This is a genomic window from Facklamia sp. P12937 (assembly GCF_050409505.1).
Lineage (GTDB): Bacteria > Bacillota > Bacilli > Lactobacillales > Aerococcaceae > Facklamia.
The window spans coordinates 1-19,270 of record NZ_JBNUPI010000021.1 but is presented as its reverse complement, the minus strand read 5'-3'; the positions used below and the strand labels follow the sequence as shown (position 1 = coordinate 19,270).

Annotated in this window: 17 protein-coding genes and 3 pseudogenes; 12 read left to right on the top strand and 8 right to left on the bottom strand. The window is 34.3% G+C overall.

Annotated elements, in window-relative coordinates:
* Positions 1 to 496: 496 nt before the first annotated feature.
* A pseudogene (locus ACQV2R_RS07660) lies at positions 497 to 685 on the top strand (IS3 family transposase); the annotation flags it as partial.
* Positions 686 to 793: 108 nt separating this feature from the next.
* Here the strand turns inward: ACQV2R_RS07660 and ACQV2R_RS07655 are convergent.
* Complete coding sequence (locus ACQV2R_RS07655) at positions 794 to 2,323, bottom strand: DUF5067 domain-containing protein (protein WP_428874582.1); 1,530 nt, start codon at positions 2,321 to 2,323, stop codon at positions 794 to 796.
* Between the two features lie 736 nt (positions 2,324 to 3,059).
* Between ACQV2R_RS07655 and ACQV2R_RS07650 the strand changes: the two genes are divergently transcribed.
* Positions 3,060 to 4,163 (top strand): peptidoglycan amidohydrolase family protein, encoded by a 1,104-nt coding sequence (locus ACQV2R_RS07650; RefSeq protein ID WP_428874581.1) that lies wholly within the window; start codon positions 3,060 to 3,062, stop codon positions 4,161 to 4,163.
* A 191-nt stretch (positions 4,164 to 4,354) separates the two neighbouring features.
* Complete coding sequence (locus ACQV2R_RS07645; protein WP_428885274.1) at positions 4,355 to 4,759, top strand: phage holin family protein; 405 nt, start codon at positions 4,355 to 4,357, stop codon at positions 4,757 to 4,759.
* Positions 4,760 to 5,054: 295 nt separating this feature from the next.
* Here the strand turns inward: ACQV2R_RS07645 and ACQV2R_RS07640 are convergent.
* A pseudogene (locus tag ACQV2R_RS07640) lies at positions 5,055 to 6,218 on the bottom strand (IS256 family transposase).
* A 242-nt stretch (positions 6,219 to 6,460) separates the two neighbouring features.
* Here ACQV2R_RS07640 and ACQV2R_RS07635 point away from each other — a divergent pair.
* Both ACQV2R_RS07635 and ACQV2R_RS07630 read left to right on the top strand, forming a co-directional pair.
* The gene (locus tag ACQV2R_RS07635; RefSeq protein ID WP_428885268.1) at positions 6,461 to 7,111 is read left to right on the top strand and encodes an ABC transporter ATP-binding protein; all 651 of its coding nucleotides are present in this window, start codon (positions 6,461 to 6,463) and stop codon (positions 7,109 to 7,111) included.
* Positions 7,098 to 8,273: a hypothetical protein gene (locus ACQV2R_RS07630; RefSeq protein ID WP_428885267.1), complete on the top strand. Its 1,176-nt coding sequence runs from the start codon at positions 7,098 to 7,100 to the stop codon at positions 8,271 to 8,273. Before ACQV2R_RS07635 ends, ACQV2R_RS07630 begins: the two co-directional genes overlap by 14 nt.
* Before the next feature lie 202 nt (positions 8,274 to 8,475).
* On the opposite strand, the pseudogene ACQV2R_RS07625 reads toward ACQV2R_RS07630, so the two are convergent.
* The 3 genes and pseudogenes from ACQV2R_RS07625 to ACQV2R_RS07615 all read right to left on the bottom strand — a co-directional run.
* Positions 8,476 to 8,931, bottom strand: a pseudogene (locus tag ACQV2R_RS07625) (IS3 family transposase); the annotation flags it as partial.
* A 12-nt stretch (positions 8,932 to 8,943) separates the two neighbouring features.
* The gene (locus ACQV2R_RS07620) at positions 8,944 to 9,225 is read right to left on the bottom strand and encodes an IS3 family transposase (protein WP_428885266.1); all 282 of its coding nucleotides are present in this window, start codon (positions 9,223 to 9,225) and stop codon (positions 8,944 to 8,946) included.
* Positions 9,226 to 9,406: 181 nt separating this feature from the next.
* Positions 9,407 to 9,748 carry a helix-turn-helix domain-containing protein gene (locus tag ACQV2R_RS07615; RefSeq protein WP_428875518.1) on the bottom strand — a complete coding sequence of 114 codons (342 nt, stop codon included), beginning with the start codon at positions 9,746 to 9,748 and terminating at the stop codon, positions 9,407 to 9,409.
* Between the two features lie 56 nt (positions 9,749 to 9,804).
* Here ACQV2R_RS07615 and ACQV2R_RS07610 point away from each other — a divergent pair, with 56 nt between their 5' ends.
* From ACQV2R_RS07610 to ACQV2R_RS07600, 3 genes are all read left to right on the top strand, one after another.
* Positions 9,805 to 10,530 carry a hypothetical protein gene (locus tag ACQV2R_RS07610; RefSeq protein ID WP_428885265.1) on the top strand — a complete coding sequence of 242 codons (726 nt, stop codon included), beginning with the start codon at positions 9,805 to 9,807 and terminating at the stop codon, positions 10,528 to 10,530.
* A 65-nt stretch (positions 10,531 to 10,595) separates the two neighbouring features.
* Entirely contained in the window at positions 10,596 to 10,907 is a 312-nt protein-coding gene (locus ACQV2R_RS07605; RefSeq protein WP_428874038.1) for a hypothetical protein, read from the top strand.
* 3 nt (positions 10,908 to 10,910) lie between these two features.
* Positions 10,911 to 11,105, top strand: a complete 195-nt coding sequence (locus ACQV2R_RS07600) for a helix-turn-helix transcriptional regulator (RefSeq protein WP_428874039.1) — start codon at positions 10,911 to 10,913, stop codon at positions 11,103 to 11,105.
* Between the two features lie 326 nt (positions 11,106 to 11,431).
* On the opposite strand, the gene glpK is transcribed toward ACQV2R_RS07600, so the two are convergent.
* Together glpK and dhaS are read right to left on the bottom strand one after the other, a co-directional pair.
* On the bottom strand, positions 11,432 to 12,943 hold the full coding sequence (glpK, locus tag ACQV2R_RS07595; RefSeq protein WP_428885264.1) for a glycerol kinase GlpK: 1,512 nt from the start codon (positions 12,941 to 12,943) through the stop codon (positions 11,432 to 11,434).
* Positions 12,943 to 13,533 carry a dihydroxyacetone kinase transcriptional activator DhaS gene (gene dhaS / locus ACQV2R_RS07590; protein ID WP_428892048.1) on the bottom strand — a complete coding sequence of 197 codons (591 nt, stop codon included), beginning with the start codon at positions 13,531 to 13,533 and terminating at the stop codon, positions 12,943 to 12,945. The genes glpK and dhaS overlap by 1 nt, the downstream gene beginning before the upstream one ends.
* 177 nt (positions 13,534 to 13,710) lie before the next feature.
* Here dhaS and ACQV2R_RS07585 point away from each other — a divergent pair, with 177 nt between their 5' ends.
* The 4 genes from ACQV2R_RS07585 to dhaM are packed head-to-tail and all read left to right on the top strand — an operon-like array spanning position 13,711 to position 16,855.
* Positions 13,711 to 14,850: a glycerol dehydrogenase gene (locus ACQV2R_RS07585; RefSeq protein ID WP_428892047.1), complete on the top strand. Its 1,140-nt coding sequence runs from the start codon at positions 13,711 to 13,713 to the stop codon at positions 14,848 to 14,850.
* A 27-nt stretch (positions 14,851 to 14,877) separates the two neighbouring features.
* Positions 14,878 to 15,867, top strand: coding sequence for a dihydroxyacetone kinase subunit DhaK (dhaK, locus tag ACQV2R_RS07580; protein ID WP_428876357.1), 990 nt, complete (start codon positions 14,878 to 14,880; stop codon positions 15,865 to 15,867).
* 35 nt (positions 15,868 to 15,902) lie between these two features.
* The gene (gene dhaL, locus ACQV2R_RS07575) at positions 15,903 to 16,484 is read left to right on the top strand and encodes a dihydroxyacetone kinase subunit DhaL (protein ID WP_428892045.1); all 582 of its coding nucleotides are present in this window, start codon (positions 15,903 to 15,905) and stop codon (positions 16,482 to 16,484) included.
* A complete protein-coding gene (gene dhaM, locus ACQV2R_RS07570; RefSeq protein WP_428874045.1) occupies positions 16,481 to 16,855 on the top strand; it encodes a dihydroxyacetone kinase phosphoryl donor subunit DhaM in 375 nt (124 codons plus the stop codon). Before dhaL ends, dhaM begins: the two co-directional genes overlap by 4 nt.
* A 325-nt stretch (positions 16,856 to 17,180) precedes the next feature.
* On the opposite strand, the gene ACQV2R_RS07565 is transcribed toward dhaM, so the two are convergent.
* Positions 17,181 to 18,575, bottom strand: a complete 1,395-nt coding sequence (locus ACQV2R_RS07565; RefSeq protein ID WP_428874938.1) for an alanine/glycine:cation symporter family protein — start codon at positions 18,573 to 18,575, stop codon at positions 17,181 to 17,183.
* Positions 18,576 to 19,270: the final 695 nt, after the last annotated feature.

Genomic DNA, 19,270 nt, shown 5'->3' with positions numbered 1-19,270 from the left:
TATCTCGGGTCTTATTTTAAAGGTTATAGCAAAAATGGACTTATGATACAGCCCCATTGTTAAATTAAGTGTAGACGATTTTATTATGGCAAGAACAAGAAAAACATTTATCCCTGAATTTAAACTTCAAATAGTGTGATTATTTGAAATGGAAAATCTAAATCCGATAATGTTAGAGAGTATGATTTAACATCTCTGGTATTAGATAAATAGATGAAGAATCATCAAAATAGTGGTTCATTCAATACAGTTGATCATCTAACAGATGATAAAAAAAAGCTATGAAAATTACGCAAAGAAAATCCACCATTGAAAGTGGAAAATGATAGTTTAAAGCAAGCCGCGCTGATCATGTAACGAAAAGAGAAGTCATTCAGAAGAATGCTCCTCACTATTGCGTATCAGTAATGTGCTAAGTCCTAAAAATACCAAGAAGCACTTATTATGATTCAATAAAAAGAAAGAATACCAATCTTAAAAAGATGATTCGGAATTAGAAACTATCATTATACATACGTTTAATACGAGTAGAAAAAGCTTTGGTACAAGACGAATAAGAAATGAACTGAATAAGATGGGTATAACTTTATCAAGACGAAAAATTGGTCGCATGATAAAAAAACATAATCTAGTATCAGTTTATACAAAAATCTGCTTAACAAAAAAGACGACCAACAGAAGTTAGTCGTCTGAAGCCCTACCAACATTATTTGACATAGAGCCATTTAAATTGAAATTTGGCAGGATATTATTATAAAGAGTTAGCTTCTTTTGTATAAGTACTAAATAAAGATTATTGAACTATTTGATACATCTGATCATTAAGGTCTTTAAAGGTCTCCCAATTTGATTGAGATTGCAGAGTCAACAGGACTTCCTCATCTTCATTGATGACTTCAATTTGTTCCTCTTCAGTTACACAGTAGTTGATATTTTCTAATTTGATAACATTAGTTTGGCTTTCAGTGATTTTTGCCATTTGGAGTTTAGCTTCTTCGGACAATTCAAAATCAGAAAAATTTTGAATTTCAAACTCTAATTGATCCGCTAAGTTTTGGCTTGGATTTAATAAATAAATAGTATCAAAGTCAAAAAGATAGCCTTGGTTACTATCATTTAAATAAAGGGAGCTTTGGTTTGGCAGATTCAGTAAATCTTCGATGTTGAGATCGAAATCAGCAATCGTTTCATTTTCTAAAATTGAAATGTTTAAAGGCGATTCACTGTCCATTAGTTGATAGTAAGCGGTTACTCTTGTTTTTTCGCCAGAATCTACTTCTTCATACTTAGGAAAAACTTCTTGATTAGGATCTAATTGATACTTCCCTGGTTCTAATTTAATCGTTGAATCTTGTTGAGATTGAGAGAAGAAAACCTGTTGGTCCCAAGTGTGGGCATAATCCATCACTTTATGATCAGAAGTATTTTCAAATTCATATTTTACAACGAGCATTGGTAATTCTTGGTCTTGATTGCCAGCAGAAGCAGGTGCTAATAATGAAACATATTTAATGGTATATTCGCCAGTTTCACTTACAAAAGTGTAATTAAGAGGTAAAGCTTCTTTCTCAGCTTCAGAATCTACTCTTTGCTCATTCAAATGCTGAGTAAGTTTTTCATGTTTAATTGAGTCCTCTTTTTTATTATCGCTTTCTGTTTGGCTCTGATTGTTTGGCTTAGAATCTGATTGGCTGAAGATTTCAGGATATAACTTTTTGAAATTGTTGTAAGGCATGGTAATATCTCCACCGGTCGGTAGTTTTATTAAGTATTGAATAGCTGCTTCACGCACAGCGCCTTTTGGAAGTTTTGCCAGCATTTCATCTGTTACACCATAATAATGGAGAGAATATAGATATTCATCGTAGAATCCTTGATCTACTTTTTGAGCTGCTTCTTCATAAGTATAGGATAGTCCTTTATCTGTTGAATTTGGTTCTTTCTGCTCTGAAGATGTTTGTGTAATGGAAACAAAAGTCGGATATAACTTTTTGAAATGTGCGTAAGGCATGGAGATATCTCCACCAGTCGGTAATTCCATTAAATATTGAATGGCTGCTTCACGAACTGTTCCTTCAGGAAGTGTTGCTAGCATTTCATCTGTTATTCCATAGTAATGTAATGAAGAGAGGTATTGATCATAAAAATCCTCATCCACTCTTTTAGCGGCTTCTTCATAAGTAAAGCTTAGACCTTTGTCTGGTGTTTCAACCTCAGTTTGGTTTGCTTCACTCGTTTCCTGCGCATAGGTATATATAGGTAAGCTAGCTGCCACAAGAGACATGATAGAAAGGGTAGATAATAATCTTCTTTTTATTGACATAATATAGCTCCTTTTATTTTTAATTTTATTATTTATATTTTAACATAAACTTCTTTTTTTATCACTAATAATTATTGAAGTATTACGTATGAAGAGACTATTAACTTTTTACTGTTTGATAAAATAAAGTTTAGATTGAATATCAAAAAATTAAGCATGAATAATAATAGTCTAGCTTAAGAGTTGAAAAATTAAATTTTAATCAAGATAGTATTTCCATTAATTTTTTTTAATTTCCTCCGTGTTATTGTTAGTCGAATTAATAGCTATTAAAAGACTGAAATTAAATGTAAGGATGTGGGATATGGAAAACAATGCAAGAATTATTTGCAATTATCTGATTAAATATGGATGGTCTTGAGAAGATGTTGCTAGAATTCTAGTAATCCAGAAATTAATGGAAATCGTTGTGGATATGAAATTGGTCAGTGTATATCAGTAACTAATTTAACTAATTGGCCATATACAAATGGTTTAGATCTAGTAAATTTCTATACACAATTAAAGTGAATATAATATGAAGTCGTAAATTGCTATGATTAGAATATTAATTCGTTGTACGATTTTGCATATAAGGTGACTTTTAAGGATTTTTTATTAGTCATCAAGAACCTGAAGAAACAACAAAAATTTTTGTCGAAGCTTATGAATGTCCGACGGTTTGCGGGAAAAATTGACAGCTAGTCAAACATCCGCTCGTCGTTAGTATATTAATTTTAAAGGAGAATCAACAAATATGAATCAAGATACAAATTCTTATTATATCGTACAATCTGGAGATTCCTATTGGGGGATTTCACAAAAATTTGGAATTAGTATTGATGAATTGTTAAAACTTATTAATCTTTCAGCGGATCACATGCTTCATCCTGGTGATCGACTAATAGTTAAGAAAGGCAGCACGACAATAAATCCTGGAGGAAATGGAAACAATTCAGGATCTGTTAAAACATATACTGTGGTAAGTGGTGATAGCTTATGGGGAATTGCTAATAAATTCGGTCTAACATTAGACGAATTATGTTCTTTGAATGGTTTGACAATTAGTTCTATAATCCATCCTGGAGATGTTCTAATTGTCAGCAAGAATGATGGAACTCAACCTACTCCAACCCCTTCGCCTAAGCAAAACAACTTGGATGCTGTAGTGCAGTGGTTCATGGATCGAATTGGGAAAGTAACATATAGCATGAATCATAGAACAGGACCAACTTCGTACGATTGTTCATCAGCAGTATACTCAGCACTAATTGCAGGTGGATTTCTACCTCAAGGAAGTTGGTTAGGAAATACTGAGACTCTTTATCAGCAAGAAGGATCACTATTGATTCCAATTAGTCGTTCACAAGCACGTTATGGAGATATCTTTGTTGCTGGAGTTAAAGGAGGATCATTAAATGAATACGGACATACTGGGGTATTTATTTCAAATGATAGAATCATTCATTGTAATTACGGATCAAATGGTATAGCTATTACTCCTTTAGAAGGTTATTATGGAAATGGTCCATTACATTGTTATCGATTAAGAGGTGCTGAAAATAACACTCCAACCCCTCAGCCGATCCCTCCAACAGGTAATGAAACTCTAGTAAAATCATATTCTGAGAGCGCTCGATTTACTGCGAATCAAGAGGTTAATATTTATAATAATTATCAAAAAAATTCACCTGTAGCTGCAAGCTTATCTGCAGGAGAATCTGTTTATTATGATTCGGTTTATATTACTAACAAGCATGTTTGGATTAGCTATATTTCTTATTCAGGCACTCGCAGATATGTACCTATTCGAGCATATAATAATGGAGTTGTAGGGCCTATGGTGGGAAGTATATCTTAAAAAATAATAACTTTGAAACATACTATCTTATAACAAAGACGCTTATTGGTGTTCGAGTGAACATTAACTAATAAGCGTCTTTCATTTTAAAGTAATCTGTATAGGGTAATTCATAAAAAATTATAAATAAAAATATTAGTTTTATAGAGAGGATATTTTAAATGGATAATTAATTTGAGTTAGAAAAATTAATCATTATTTATAAGTCAATAAATAACAATCCTTACATAGTTATTTTTGTCTGGTTAGTAGTCTTTGATTTTGTTACTGGCTATGCAAAAAGTTTTTTAAGTGGTATCGCAAATTCTACAAAAGGATTACAGGGGTTGGTAAAGCATCTACTAGTTGTTATGTTAGTGATTTCCGTTTGCCCGTTACTTGAGGTGTTAGGATTTGAGTCAATATCTACAAGTTTTATAGTATTCTATATAGTAACATATGGGATTTCAGTTGTAGAAAACCTTGGACAATCAGGTATTCCGTTACCAAACTTTGTAACTAAGTACTTTGACAAACTAAATAGAGAAGGAACTAAAATTGATTTAAATAAAGTGACAATGACAATTGATAATTCATATAGAAATAAAGATAGATAAAGTTTAAATTTGTAATTAAAAAAATGTAGATTCAATTCTATGCAATTCAAGAGAATGATTTGTTTTTTATGTTACTTTTAATGGTGCATCTTTATGATTGGTCATAAAGTTTTCTGATTCACTATCAATGATTACAAAATGAAGATACCTTTTACATCTCACCGAATAATCATCAAGTATTTATAAGTATAATAAGTAAAGGTTTATACTGAAGTTAATATAGTAAATTAAAAAAAGTTATCAGAGTCAAGTCCATAATCTTGTGTAAAATAACTTAGTACAATGTTCATCACCATTAAAGCCTCATATAAGCCCTTGAAGAAGTAATCCATTCTTCGTGGATGTGCATTAATACAGAGCCAATTAATCGATTAGCTGAGTCGACATTTGGAAAGATTCGTACCACTTTCTCTCTACGACGTACTTCTTGATTCAATCGTTCTAAAAGGTTTGTACTTCGTCATCGAGAGTGGGCTGTTCCAATAGCGACATATTGGAATCCATCTTTAAAACTTTCATCCAAAACTTGGCATGCTTTCGCATATCGGGCTTGTATCTCAAATTCCTCAAGGATTTCTTGTTTTAGTTTTCGTGCTTTTTCAAGATTAGTCATTCGAAACACGGCTTTAACTTGCTCTCGAAAGAGCTGAGAATCTTTCTTTGGAATGCTGGCGAAGATGTTTCGTAAGAAATGTACTTGGCACCTTTGCCAGGATACATTCGTGAATTCTTTTTTGATGGCTGTTACAAGGCCTTTATGGGCATCGGAAATAATGAGTTTAACACCTTGTAAATGACGTTCTTTTAAGTACTCGAAGAAATGTGTCCATGTTTGTTCACTCTCACCATCTTGGATGAGAAATCCTAAGACTTCTCTTTCTCCAGATTCACTAAAACCGATGGCGATATGGCAGCTTTTAGAAACAACTCGATTATTTTCACGCACTTTAATATAAAGCACATCTGTCATGAGATAGGGATAGCTTTTCTCAAAAGGTGCAGTTTGCTATGCTTTGACAACCTCGTCTAATTCTTTAGTAAGATTAGAAACAAAGGACTTAGAGACTTGTTTACCACATAGTTCTTCGACGATTTGGCTGACTTTTCGAGTCGAAACACCTGAAACATACATCTCGAGCATAGACGCTAAAAGAGCTTTTTCATGTCTTTGATATCTTTCAAAGATATCTGTTGAAAACTGACCATCCCTTGAGCGTGGGACACGAAGAGTAAGAGTACCCACTCGCGTTGTGTACGTTCTATCGTAGTAGCCATTACGTTGACTCACACGTTCTTCACCGCGTTCAAACTCACCAACACCAATGTATTGATCGCGTTGGTTTTCCATCAGTTGATTAAATACCGTTGTTAGTAAGTTTTTGGCAAGATCATCAGAAACCGAACGATTAATAAGTTTTTGAATCTCTTCTGGATTTAAAGTAAAATGTATTTGGGTCATGACAGTCCTCCTGGGTATGTTTTCTTAGTCAAAAACATTGTACCGTAAAAGGACGTTTCATGACCTTTTTTACTTTTACACAATTATATGGACTTGACTCAATCAAACTACAAACTAAATGGTGTAAAATTTAGCTTATAAATTATATTGAGAACTTGAGTACACTAATTGGAATAAATAATTTAAAATAGAGTTTAGATACTTTTGTAAATAAGAGTTTTACTAAATCAAAAGGAGCTATTATGTTAAGCATAAGCAATCTAACAATCAAAAATCATCAGATCCCCTTATTTACTGCGGATTTTACAATCTTTCCTTACTCATTGGTAGCTCTTACGGGTCCTAATGGTAGTGGGAAATCGACCTTGTTAAGGACGATTGCAGGTTTAAGGAAAGAAACTCAAGGGCAGATCAGTCTCGACATTGAAGATCGACAACTTAGGGGTAAAAGTTTTAAGCAGGCAGTTTTTTATTTTGAGTCGGTCAATTGGTTGGATAAAAATCTATCGGGAATGGATTACTTAAAGCTTTATAATAAAGTCTGGCAAGCTGATCCAGACCTAATCGAAAGGGCGGTTAATCGATGGCAAAGTCACGATTACATCAAACAACCGATTTATAAGTACTCGCTCGGTATGAAACAAAAGTTAGTATTATCATTATATGAAGTAACCAATCCTACTTATTGGCTAATGGATGAACCAACTAATGGTTTAGATTATGAGAGTCTTAATCAATTTAAAAGCTATCTCCAAACACAACGTGATGAAGGAAAGGCTTTCTTAATAGCGACCCATGAACAAGTGGATTTTCTTAATCTTTGCGACAAGATATACTCTATCCAGGGCCATCAATTAGAAGAAAGAGAGGTTAGCCATCATGAAGCCATTTAACCTTTATTTGAAACAAATCTTTAAGGCTAGACTTAACTGGTTGCCCTTGTCTGTCAGTATCTTGGTAATGGCTTTTCTACTGGTAATGAATACTTCTTCAGAAAGCAAAGTAGGATTTATTGCCTCACTAGATGATAATAATGAAATAATGCAATATATTAGCAGTGATTATGAGGATACTCTATCCGGTGATCTAAATTCCAAAGACAGAAATAAAATTTTTGAAGCACAAGAGTCCCTAAAACAAAATATCGCTCAAAACCTTAAAGCAATCGATCGAGCGAAGGTCGGTGATTGGTCGGAAGCCCTTGCGATTCAAGTTGAATTAATGGAAAGGAATGAATTAGCTGACATAGAGTCAAAAATTCATAAATTTGATGAAAATTATATTCGTAATACCTATGGAAAGTATCAGCGCTACAAAATATTGCAAGGACTTAACTTACCTCCTGAATTTGAAGGGGGAGAGAGTCGTGGTTATACTTTTCTATACAGAATGCTTGATACCGTCTTTCCAATTATTTTTATCTTATGTTTGATTACTTTATTAAGCGACAGCTTTACCCGTCAATTTTATGATCAAATAGACCTTGAAGACCTATTTCCAGTGAACCAGGTGACTTGGCAATTAGATAAATTAGTTAAAATTTACTTAATTTCCCTTTTGGTATATGGAGTAAGCTTCGGATTGTTCTTCATTGTAGCTGGTCTGGTTAATGGTTTTTCATCCTATCAATATCCGATTTCAATCTATACGGACACATACATAGAGACCCTTCCAGTCTGGCGTTTAATCGCGCAGACAAGTGTCATGCATGCTTTTACTATCCTTATGACGGTTATCTGGGTCTATCTGATTGCTATATTGACTAAGGAAAAATTAATTACCCTCTTCGTTTCTGGCTTGACATTGATTGGGGGAATCTTATTAACAGGAAATATTGCGCCTTTGGCTAAGGTCATGCATTTTATTCCAACCACCTATTTCTTCGCTACCCGTGTCATTACCCAACAACTTGCTTATGAGAATGTGAACCAAGCCATTACTTATCAAAATGGTCTCTTGCTAGTAAGCATAGTTAATCTTTTTCTGATAGTATTGATAATATTAATTAAATCTAAAAGACTTCATTCAATAACACAACTTTTTAAGAATGAATAAATTCATATTTAACTACAAAGTCATATCAAAAATATAGAGAATTCTAGATTATCAATTATTTAGAAAAGGTCAAGAAGGTGTAAATACAGCTAAAAAATGATAGAGGATTTATAAGTATACTAAGCATTTCAACATAACTTAGAAAAGACTTCTATTAATGATGTGCACCCCAAAATACGGACAAAAATTTAATATTTAATTATTAAGCGGTTTGTAACCTGTATTCAACAGCAGACAAGCCGTTTAATTTTGCTTTAATTCTTTCTTCGTTATACCAACGGATATAACTTTTAATTTCTTTCTCTAAATTAGCATAAGAGTTAAATGTGACACCATGGAACATCTCTTGTTTAAGAATTCCGAAGAAATTCTCCATCGGAGAATTGTCCAAACAATTTCCTTTTCGAGACATGCTTTGAGTGACGCCATTTTTTGTGAGCTTTGACATCCATGATTTATGCTGGTAGTGAAAGCCTTGATCCGAATGAATGATTAAATTAGATTCAATGTTTCTTGTTTGAAGAGCTTGATCTAACATCGTATTTGTCATGCGAATATCAGGTCTATAACTTAAATTATAAGTGACTATTTCTCCGTTAAACGCATCTAAAATAGGTGAAAGATACAGTCTTTTTTCCTGACCCGGTAAACGAAATTCGGTGACATCAGTTCACCATAATTTATTGGCTGCCGAAACATTAAATTGATGAGTAACGATGTTGTCTGCGATTTTACCGACAGTTCCCTTATATGAGCTGTATTTTCTGCTTTGAGTATTAAACTTATCACAAAGCAAATTTTCTTCTCTAATCATTCGCAAAACTTTCTTGTGATTAACAATATAACCCAGTTTTCTTAACGTTAAACTGACTCGACGGTATCCGTAACGTTCTTTGGACGCTTTAATAATCTTTCTAATTTCCAGCTTGATTTGAGTATCCGGATCAATCATTAGCTTGAACTCTTTCTTCCAGTCATAAAAGCTTGATTTAGGTAAACTACTAATCTTAAGTCATTCAACTATTTGAGTTTGAGGGTATTTTTCAAGTAAGTCTAAATGATCTGCGTCTTTTCCTTGCTTCGGGTTCTTCTTTTTTCTTTTATCAGTCATATTTTTTTCTCGGCTTTCCGCTTTATTTGTTCAAGCCTGAGAAACCTTCTTTTTGATAAATTCGATTCCAATTACATATCAGCAATCCGTTAGGCAAATCGAATTTTTCAACAGCTTCTTGATAGGAACATTCATGTATTTGCCTATATTTTATGACAGACAACTCAAATTTGCCACTATATTCTATTTTATTGAGCTTTTTATTAAATCCTTCGAAGCCATGGTTTTCATACATCTCTATCCAATTTCTAACTGTAGAAGATGGAATTCTATACTTTTCTGCTATTAAATCACGACCACCGGTCGTTCCATCAAGATATTCATTCACTAATTTGATTTTAAATCCTTTTGAATATTTAGACATAAAAAGAACCCCTCTATCCAATTCAAATTTATCAAGAAGGTGACTACGAAGTTACCTTGAATTATGAAATTATTAACAATCCACGAAAAATTTTATCGGTGGATGTTCTACCTTCTTATACTAATTATAAAATTAATTTTGCCTTCTCAATTAGAAATGGAAATACAATGGCATTTCCAAGAGATATAGAATCTGGGGCTGAATTAAAGGATGGCGCCTATACAGATAACGGTTTTACGGTTGATTTTACTCAATCAAAGTATTTAACTTTAGATGTTGTAAGAAAAGAAATCACTAAAAATGATGACGGCAGTGTTTCAAGTAGTGTACGTTCAAATACAGTAGGCAATGGAAAAAACACGTATGATAAACCAGGTATTTATGAATTAACTGTCAAAAATAAATACTCAGATTCAGCTCCAACTACCATTACTATTTTTGTTGGAAAGAATCGTTATATTGCTGCATTAGCAAAGAATCAATTAAGTATTGAAGAATTGAATAAGAAATTATTAGCTGGACGAGAAGTTAATGAAAATGGGGACATGGTTGATAAGTTAGAAAGTGACATTCGCTTAGGAGAAAACTCTGAGATTACAGAATTGTCACCTAAACCATCTGATAGAAAGAATCCGAAACAGAAAATTGAAGAAACAAAAACCTTTGTTAAAGTAGAAGAAAATAAGAGCAATAATGCTTTTATTGTACTATTAGCTATAGTTAGCTTGATGATTGCTCTATGGGTAGTTATTAAACGAACTATAAATGTAAAAACAATTTGACATTTTTGGATAAATGAATTAAGTTATATATGTCAAAACAATTTTACATATAAGGAGAGATAATAATGGAAATGGGAAATACTTTTTGGGGTTTATGGTTATTTATAATTGTTTTTATTCTGTGTATTTTAGCAATAATATGGACGATGCTAGAAGTGTTTAAGCAAGGGGATGAAAGAAGGCAAAAAATTATACATGAAGCATCGACTGAGACATTCATTATTGGGATTGTGATATTATTTTTTGAATCAATGTATATGATTTATCAAAATAATGTTGGATTTAACAATTACCATTCTAACCCGTTAATTGAATTAGCGGTAATCTGCATTATATTTTTAATAGATTTAAGACTAAAAATTAGAAAGTTCAGTTAATCTATGAATAATAAAATCAAAGAACTAAGAATTAAGAAGGGTTGGTCTCAAGCCCAACTTGCGGACAAGTGCAATGTTACCAGACAAACAATTAATGCAATTGAAAATAACAAATACGATCCGAGTCTACAACTTGCTTTTAATATGGCAAAGCATTTAGATACAATGGTTGATGAACTTTTTATTAGTGATCAGTAGATTTCTGGAAATTGATGTAGCATATAGATAACTGCTACTTTAATTCCATAATCATTCGTATATAAGAATTAGTTTTGTGAATGCTCCTAGCTTTATTTGTGGAAGCTTAATGGTAGCGATTCATTGACTTTTTTATTAAAAATAAAAATGGTGTCAATGAATCGAATGGCTCCATCGACACCATAAATTTTAGAGGCGTTCAATCAGTCGTTGAGGATAGAAATAATAATAAAGTATTTTAGATAAGATTAAGAACTTTCTAAAAATAGCTAAGAACTTTTTCTTAGCTATTTTTGAAATCCACTTAAATTCATTCGTGTTCTTTATTAAAAGAAATCTTGACTTAACTGAGAATAATATCGAACAGCTTTAAGCGCATTGTGCCATCCATTCAGTTTTTTAAAGCGATCGGTTTGACTCATATTTGGTTGGAAAACTTCGTTCTCGGATACTAAAGCTCTCAATTCATCTAAATCCTTCCAGTAACCCACAGCTAATCCAGCCAGATATGCAGCACCTAAACCGGTTGTTTCTAAACGTTCAACGCGTTCAACTGTTTTATTAAGAATATCGGCTTGAAATTGGATGAATAAGTTATTTTGAGCAACGCCACCATCAACATGTAAAACATCCAGCGCAATTCCAGTATCTGATTCCATTAAATCAATAATGTCATAGACTTGGTAAGCTAATGATTCAAAAGTAGCAAGGACAAGTTCCCTTTTAGTCGTATAGTCATCCATGCCCAAAATAGCCCCTCTGACATTCGTTTCCCAATAAGGAGCTTCAATTCCTTTAAAAGTTGGAAGAAAATAGACGGAAGACTTTGGATTTGCCATGAGAGCTAGCTTTTCTGAATCTTCAATCGTTTCAAATAATTCTAAACCGTCTTTTAACCATTCAATGGCACTTCCAGAAATTAAAGCAGCCCCTTCTAAAGCATAATTAATTTGACCATCGATCGAATAGGCAATGGTTGTAAGTAAATGATTGTTTGATAATTTGGCTTCAGTCCCGGTATTCATAACAATAAATGTCCCTTGACCATAAGTACTTTTAACTTGTCCAGATTGAAAAGCAAGTTGACCAACTAAAGAAGCCTGTTGATTCCCAGCTACCCCTGTAATGGGTATTTTTACTCCATGGAAAAGTTCAGAACTTGTTTCGCCATAGTAATGAGAGCTGGGATAAACATTGGGTAACATTGCTTTTGGAATATTAAAAAGCTTAAGCAATTCATCATCCCATTCTAAACGATGAATATTAAAGAGCATGGTTCTTGAAGCATTCGTATGGTCAGTGATATGTAACTTTCCTTTAGTTAATTTCCAAACAATCCAACTATCGATGGTCCCAAAAAGTAATGCTCCTTTTTCAGCATCAACCTGCGCTCCAGTATGATAATCTAGAATCCAACGAATCTTACTGGCTGAGAAATAGGGACTCATAATCAGTCCGGTGGTTTTATGGATATATTCTTCATTTTTACTGGATTTCAATTGATTAATTGTAGCTAATGATTGGTTAGAACTCCAAACAATGGCATTATATATCGGCTCACCTGTTATCTTGTCCCAAACAACAGTTGTTTCACGTTGATTCGTTAGTCCAAGTGCTTTGATTTGAGAATAATTAACCCCAGATTTTTGGATAACTTCTTCAATAACATGACATACAGTTTCCCAAATAACATTCGGATCGTGTTCTACCCATCCAGTTTGTGGGATAATTTGTTGGAATTTTCGACTCGCTGTTCCAATATAATTTCCTTTGCGATCAATAATAAAAGCACGTGTCGTCGTTGTTCCTTGATCAATTGATAATATATATTCTGCCATTACTTATCCTTTCCTTTCCCTGATAAAATAGTAGTGTGTTCATTCGATTTGCTTCGACAGTTTACAAGCTTTACGAGCATCGCATGGTAGTGTTTACTGTTTGGTTCACAATTTTCTAAGACCCAATGATAGAGGCTTTCAGAGAGACCATAGCTATAAAAATCTGTAGCTGTTTGAATCATTTGCTTTTTTTCTAACGAAAGAAACTGCTCTTTGAAATAATCATCTACTAATTGTTTGATTATTTTTTTAATGGAGTAAATAAAATATTCTTTAAAAGAATCTAATTTTATATCGAGGAAGATTTTTCGATAATATTTATTGTTTGTTTCAAGATAAGTTAATAGTTGCCATAAGATTTCTTCCCAATTTTGCCAATCCATTATTGATTGAATGGATTGGTAGAGTTCATGCGAAAAAATCCAGGTAATTAAATCATATTTGTCATCAAAATAATCATAGAAAGTTTGACGACGAAAATCTGCTTGTTTCATTATATCGGTGATTGAAATTTTATCCCTTTCTTTTTTTAGTGTTAATTCTCGAAATGATTGAGCGATGATTTCTTGTGTATCTGTTTTTTCTTTCATCCAGGCAAACTCCTTTTATTAAAAATAAAACAGTATTTGATAGTATCAGTATACGACAGAGCAAATTTGAAACCAAACGGACAGACGAAGGTTTTTGTCTGTTGAATTGATAGCGCTTACTTGTTACCATTAATTTAGTGGAGAAGAAGAAGCTTAAAAGATACAGGAGGAATAAGAATGAGAAAAGCATTTATTAGTCCAAGTAAGTATGTACAAGGTGAAGATGAATTATTGAATTTAGGATTTTATATTCAGTCTTTAGGTGAATCTGCCCTCGTTATAGGAAATAAAGCAGATATTGATCGTGTACAAGACAAACTGGATCAAACAGCTGAAACCTATAAGGTTCAATTACATCGAGGAGATTTTGGTGGCGAAGCCACACGCGAAGAAGTCGAACGATTGAAAAAATTAGCAAAAGAAAAAGGCACTGATGTTATTGTAGGATTGGGGGGAGGAAAAGCAATCGATACGTCCAAAGTTGTAGCGGAAGGACAGAATATTATTATTTGCCCGACGATTGCAGCTCAAGATGCGCCCACGAGTCACTCTGCTGTCTTATATACGGCCGATCATCAATTTGATGATTATGTTTACTTTAGCAAAAACCCAGATGTTGTTTTGATGGATACTACCGTTATTGCACAGGCACCGAGTCGATTCCTAGTAGCTGGTATGGGCGATACTTTGGCAACTTATTATGAAGCTCGAGCGACTCGTCAATCCAATTCAAATGTGAATGCTGGTTTGCCAAATGGTTATCGTACTGGGGCTACAGGACCTGCTAAAGGAACAATTGCAGCCATGACTCTAGCTGAAAAAAGTTTAAAAGTGGTTCTAGAAAAAGGATACGATGCAAAAATTGCGGCTGATCAGAACGTTGTTACACAAGCTTTAGAAGATATCGTAGAAGCAAACACCTTATTATCTGGCTTAGGCTTTGAATCGGGAGGATTAGCAGCTGCTCATGCAATATACAATGGCTTAACTGTTTTAGAAGGACCAGGAAATTATTACCATGGGGAACAAGTTGCTTTTACAACCTTTGTTCAATTAGTGCTCGAAGACGCACCAAAATCAGAAGTCGAAGAATTATTAGACTTTAATATTTCTGTTGGGTTACCAGTATCTCTAGCGGACTTAGATGTCGAAGAAGTTAATTACCAAGAAATTCTAAAAGTAGCTAAAAAAGCATGTATCCCAGAAGAATCCATTCATTCAATGCCTTTTGAAATCACAGAAGAAGCCGTTGCAAATGCAATTATTGCAGCGGATGCGATGGGTCGCGATTATAAAGCAAGAAAACAAGCAAAATAAATTTAAAAAAGGTAGGAATCTAGCGTGATTAAAAAAATAATAAATAAACCAGAAAATATTGTGGATGAGATGATTAATGGAATGGTACAAAGTCATTCAAAATTGCTTAAAAGAATTCCTGAAACAGGAATTATTCAACGAACTTTAGAAAAAACCGGGAAAGTGGCTATTATTTCTGGTGGAGGAAGCGGACATGAACCTGCACATGCTGGATTTGTTGGAAGAGGAATGTTATCAGCAGCTGTTTGTGGGGCAGTCTTTACTTCTCCAACGCCCGATCAAATTTTACAAGCAATTAAAGAAGCAGATGAGGGGGCAGGTGTCTTTCTCGTTATAAAGAACTATTCAGGGGATATTATGAACTTTGAGATGGCTCAGGAATTAGCTGAGATGGAAGGAATAAAAGTAGAGAGTGTCGTAGTTGATGATGACATTGCTGTCGAAGATAGTCTCTACACCCAGGGAAAACGTGGCGTTGCAGGAACGGTCTTTGTTCACAAAATATTAGGGTATGCTGCTGAACAAGGGCAAACCATTGGAGAGATTAAAAAATTAGCAGAAAATCTTATCCCAAATATAAAAACGATTGGAGTCGCATTAACAGGGGTCACTACGCCCGGGAGCGATGAAGCAAGTTTTACCTTAGCGGATGATGAAATCGAGTATGGCGTAGGTATTCATGGCGAACCGGGATATCGACGAGAAAAATTGCAGAGTTCACAGGATTTATCCCAAGAATTACTTACAAAATTACTAAAAGAGTTTGATGCCAAAGCCAATGATCGCTTCGCAATAATCGTGAATGGTTTAGGTGGAACGCCATTAATGGAACAATATGTATTTGCAAATGATGTGCAAAGAATAATGAAAGAAAAGAATCTAACGATTGCGTTTTCGAAAGTAGGCAATTTAATGACTTCGTTAGATATGCAAGGTTTATCCTTAACTTTGCTTCGCTTAGATGAAGCATTCTATTTGAAAGCTATTGAAGCACCAGTTGATACCATTAATTGGTAAGATTATTTTATAAAATGAAAGGGTGAATCTTTTAAATGAATCTAGAGACTGGAATTCGTTGGATGGAATTATTCAATGAAAAAATTCAAAACGAAAAAGACTATTTAACACAATTAGACACACCTATTGGCGATAGTGACCATGGAAATAATATGTCTCGTGGCATGACCCATGTAATTAAAGCGATTGAAGACGAAAAACCAAAAACGTTGAATGAATTGCTTCAATTAATGATGAAAAATATGCTAAGTAAAGTCGGTGGAGCCTCTGGGCCACTATATGGGTCAGCCTTTATGGGCATGATGAAAGCTGAATCGGTAGCTGAAGACTGGGCAAGTGTTTTAAAAGCTGGGTTAGAAACGATTCAAAAGCGTGGAAAAGCAGAACAAGGCGACAAAACAATGGTAGATTTATGGATAGCTGTTGTAGAAGCAGTTGAGACTCATCAATTAACCCACGAATTAATTGATGAAGCAGTGGAAGCAACGCAACCATTAAAAGCTAAAAAAGGACGAGCCTCTTATGTGGGAGATCGATCTATTGGCCATATTGATCCAGGAGCTTACTCCTCAGGCTTATTATTTCACGCAATGCTAGAAGCGGAGGCAGAACAATGAAAAAAACTGGAATTGTGATTGTTTCACATGTTCATGAGATTGCGGAAGGAATTCATCGTTTGATTCAACAAGCAGCAGCAGATGTTGATGTGCAAGTAGTAGGCGGTATTGATCAAAACGAAATAGGGACGAACTTTGATACCGCTTTAGCAGCCATCAATAAAAACTCAGCTGAAAATTTATTGGCATTTTATGATCTAGGTAGTGCAAAAATGAATCTAGAAATGGCTATGGAAATGAGTGATAAAACAATCAAAATATATGATGTTCCAGTCGTAGAAGGAGCATATACCGCTGCAACTTTATTACAAGCCGGTGTCGATCAAGAAAATATCGAGGCACAACTAGAAGAAATGCATATGGTAAAATAACGGATATATTCTATTTATTTGTAAAGAAAATCATCAGTAGCTTAAAATGATTTCCCTAGATTGCTAAATACTTGGAGAAAACAGTGAGGGTTTAACTTTAATGGCAGCACCGTGCTAAAAACTCTAGCCGCATCCTAAAGAGTAGGAGAGCTAGAGTTTTTCAATTATTTTTTTAAAGAACTGGTCCTATCTATTTTTTAAATTAGTGAGATTTTTATTACACATAGTTTGCGAATATTACAAGAATTGATATTTGGATTATATTTAAAGACCCCTAAAGTTGATTTGAATTCAACTTCAGAGGCCTTTTTATGCTTTAATAAAACTAACTTAAATCCTCCCGGTTATAGAGCTGATGCGCTTTATAGCTATCTAGAATCCGTTTAGCTTGAGGCGCTAATAAAAGGAGAGCAATCATGTTTGGAAAGACCATCAGCCCGTTAAAGAAGTCTGACATGGTCCAAACAAAGTCGATTTTCTTAGTGAGTGATGATCCTAAAACGATAAAGAAAATGACGATAATACGATAAGGTAAAAGCCCTTTTTTACCAAATAAGTAACGAATATTGGTTTCTCCAAAATAGTACCAACCTACAATAGTGGTAAAGGCAAAAAAGGTTAAACAAAGAGCTAGAAAGGATGTACCTAACGTACCAAAAGCGGAAGAAAAAGCTTCTTGCGTGACTAAAGCCCCCTCTAACCCTTTTTCATGAGCGCCGGTAACGAGAATTACCATTGCAGTAGCGGTTCCAACAACGAGCGTATCAATGACAACACCAACAATCGCTACTAAACCTTGTTCAGCAGGATGTTTTACGTTGGCCACTGCGTGGGCATGTGGTGTAGAACCCATACCTGCTTCGTTTGAGAAGAGACCCCTTGCGACCCCGTATCGAATGGCTTGTTTAACGGTGACACCAATCGCTCCACCCATCATAGATGTAGGTTTAAAAGCTTCCACAAAAATCGATTTAAAAGCAGGACCGACTTGATCTTTATAGAGAACCATTACGACGATGACGCCGATAATATATAAAGCAGCCATGAATGGCACAACTAATTCGGCAAAGTTAGCAATTCGTTTCATACCACCCATAAAAACTAAAGCAGCTGCAATTGCTATCAAAACACCAACGATAATTGGGTTAATACCGGTAGCCTCATTGACAGCGGCAGATATCGAGTTTGATTGCACTAAGTTCCCAATAAAACCTAAGCCAATAATAATTGCTACTGAGAAGAAGCCGGCTAAGAATTTGCCTAAGGTTTTTTGTTTTATCCCTTTACTGATATAAAAGGCAGGCCCTCCCACAAAGTTATCATCACGCACTTCACGATATTTCTGAGCTAAAACGGCCTCGCCAAAAATTGTAGCCATGCCAGCAAAAGCAGACATCCACATCCAGAAAATAGCACCAGGTCCTCCTGCCATAATAGCTGTAGCAATCCCAGCAACATTACCTGTTCCGACTTGAGCAGCAATGGCTGTTGCTAGGGCTTGGAATGAAGACATGGTACCGGCTTCTTCTTTTTCCTTTTTACCAAAAACGCCGCCAAAAGTCTCTTTAAACGCTGTTCCAAAATAACGAAATTGCGGAAAGCCAAGATAAAAAGTATAAAAAATACCGACCGCTATAAGAATATACAAAAGAACACTGGACCACATTAAATCACTCAAATGAGTGATATTTTTCACAAAATAACTGACTAAAGAATTCATCTCTTCCCCTCCTAAATTTTTATTTAACTAAATTGTATGATAAAAGGGTATAGCAAGTCAATGATTTTTATGAAAACGAAACCATTTTTTTCGAATTAAAAAAATTAGCAAAAATTCAAATGAAATAAAAGTGTTTTTGTGAAAGATTGATCAATTGACAAAGCTTACTTCAGCAAGCCTAATTGCAATTTTAGGGTAGCGTAACGAAATAAAAAGTGAATAAAATAGGAAAGAAACAGTACTTAACAATTAAACTGTATATCTATTTGAATTTAAACTAAGAATGGGTCTGTTTTGCTAAAACTACTCCACAAAATAATAATCCACTAAGGGACAAGTCACTACCTAATCTAAGAAAAAACACACTAATCCATTGCAGTGGCCATAATTTAAAAGATCGAATCAAAAGCCCAAGGTCATCATAACGCTCCTATTAATGGCTGGTTCTATCGATAAGTCATTCTATTTTTAACTTCTCAATTTGAATCTAAGCTGATTTACTATAAAATGATTGCGCATCTGTTTGATTTAACAATTATTTATGTCTAACTTTAGAGCGTATGGGAACGAGTTTTTTCAAAACGAAAAGCAAACATTATCACTTGTGGACACGAATAAGAATTGAGCCTTGGACCCATTAATGTCAACCGTAAATGAAAATGTCCTGAAATTTTAAAAATTTGCGGGATAAAACT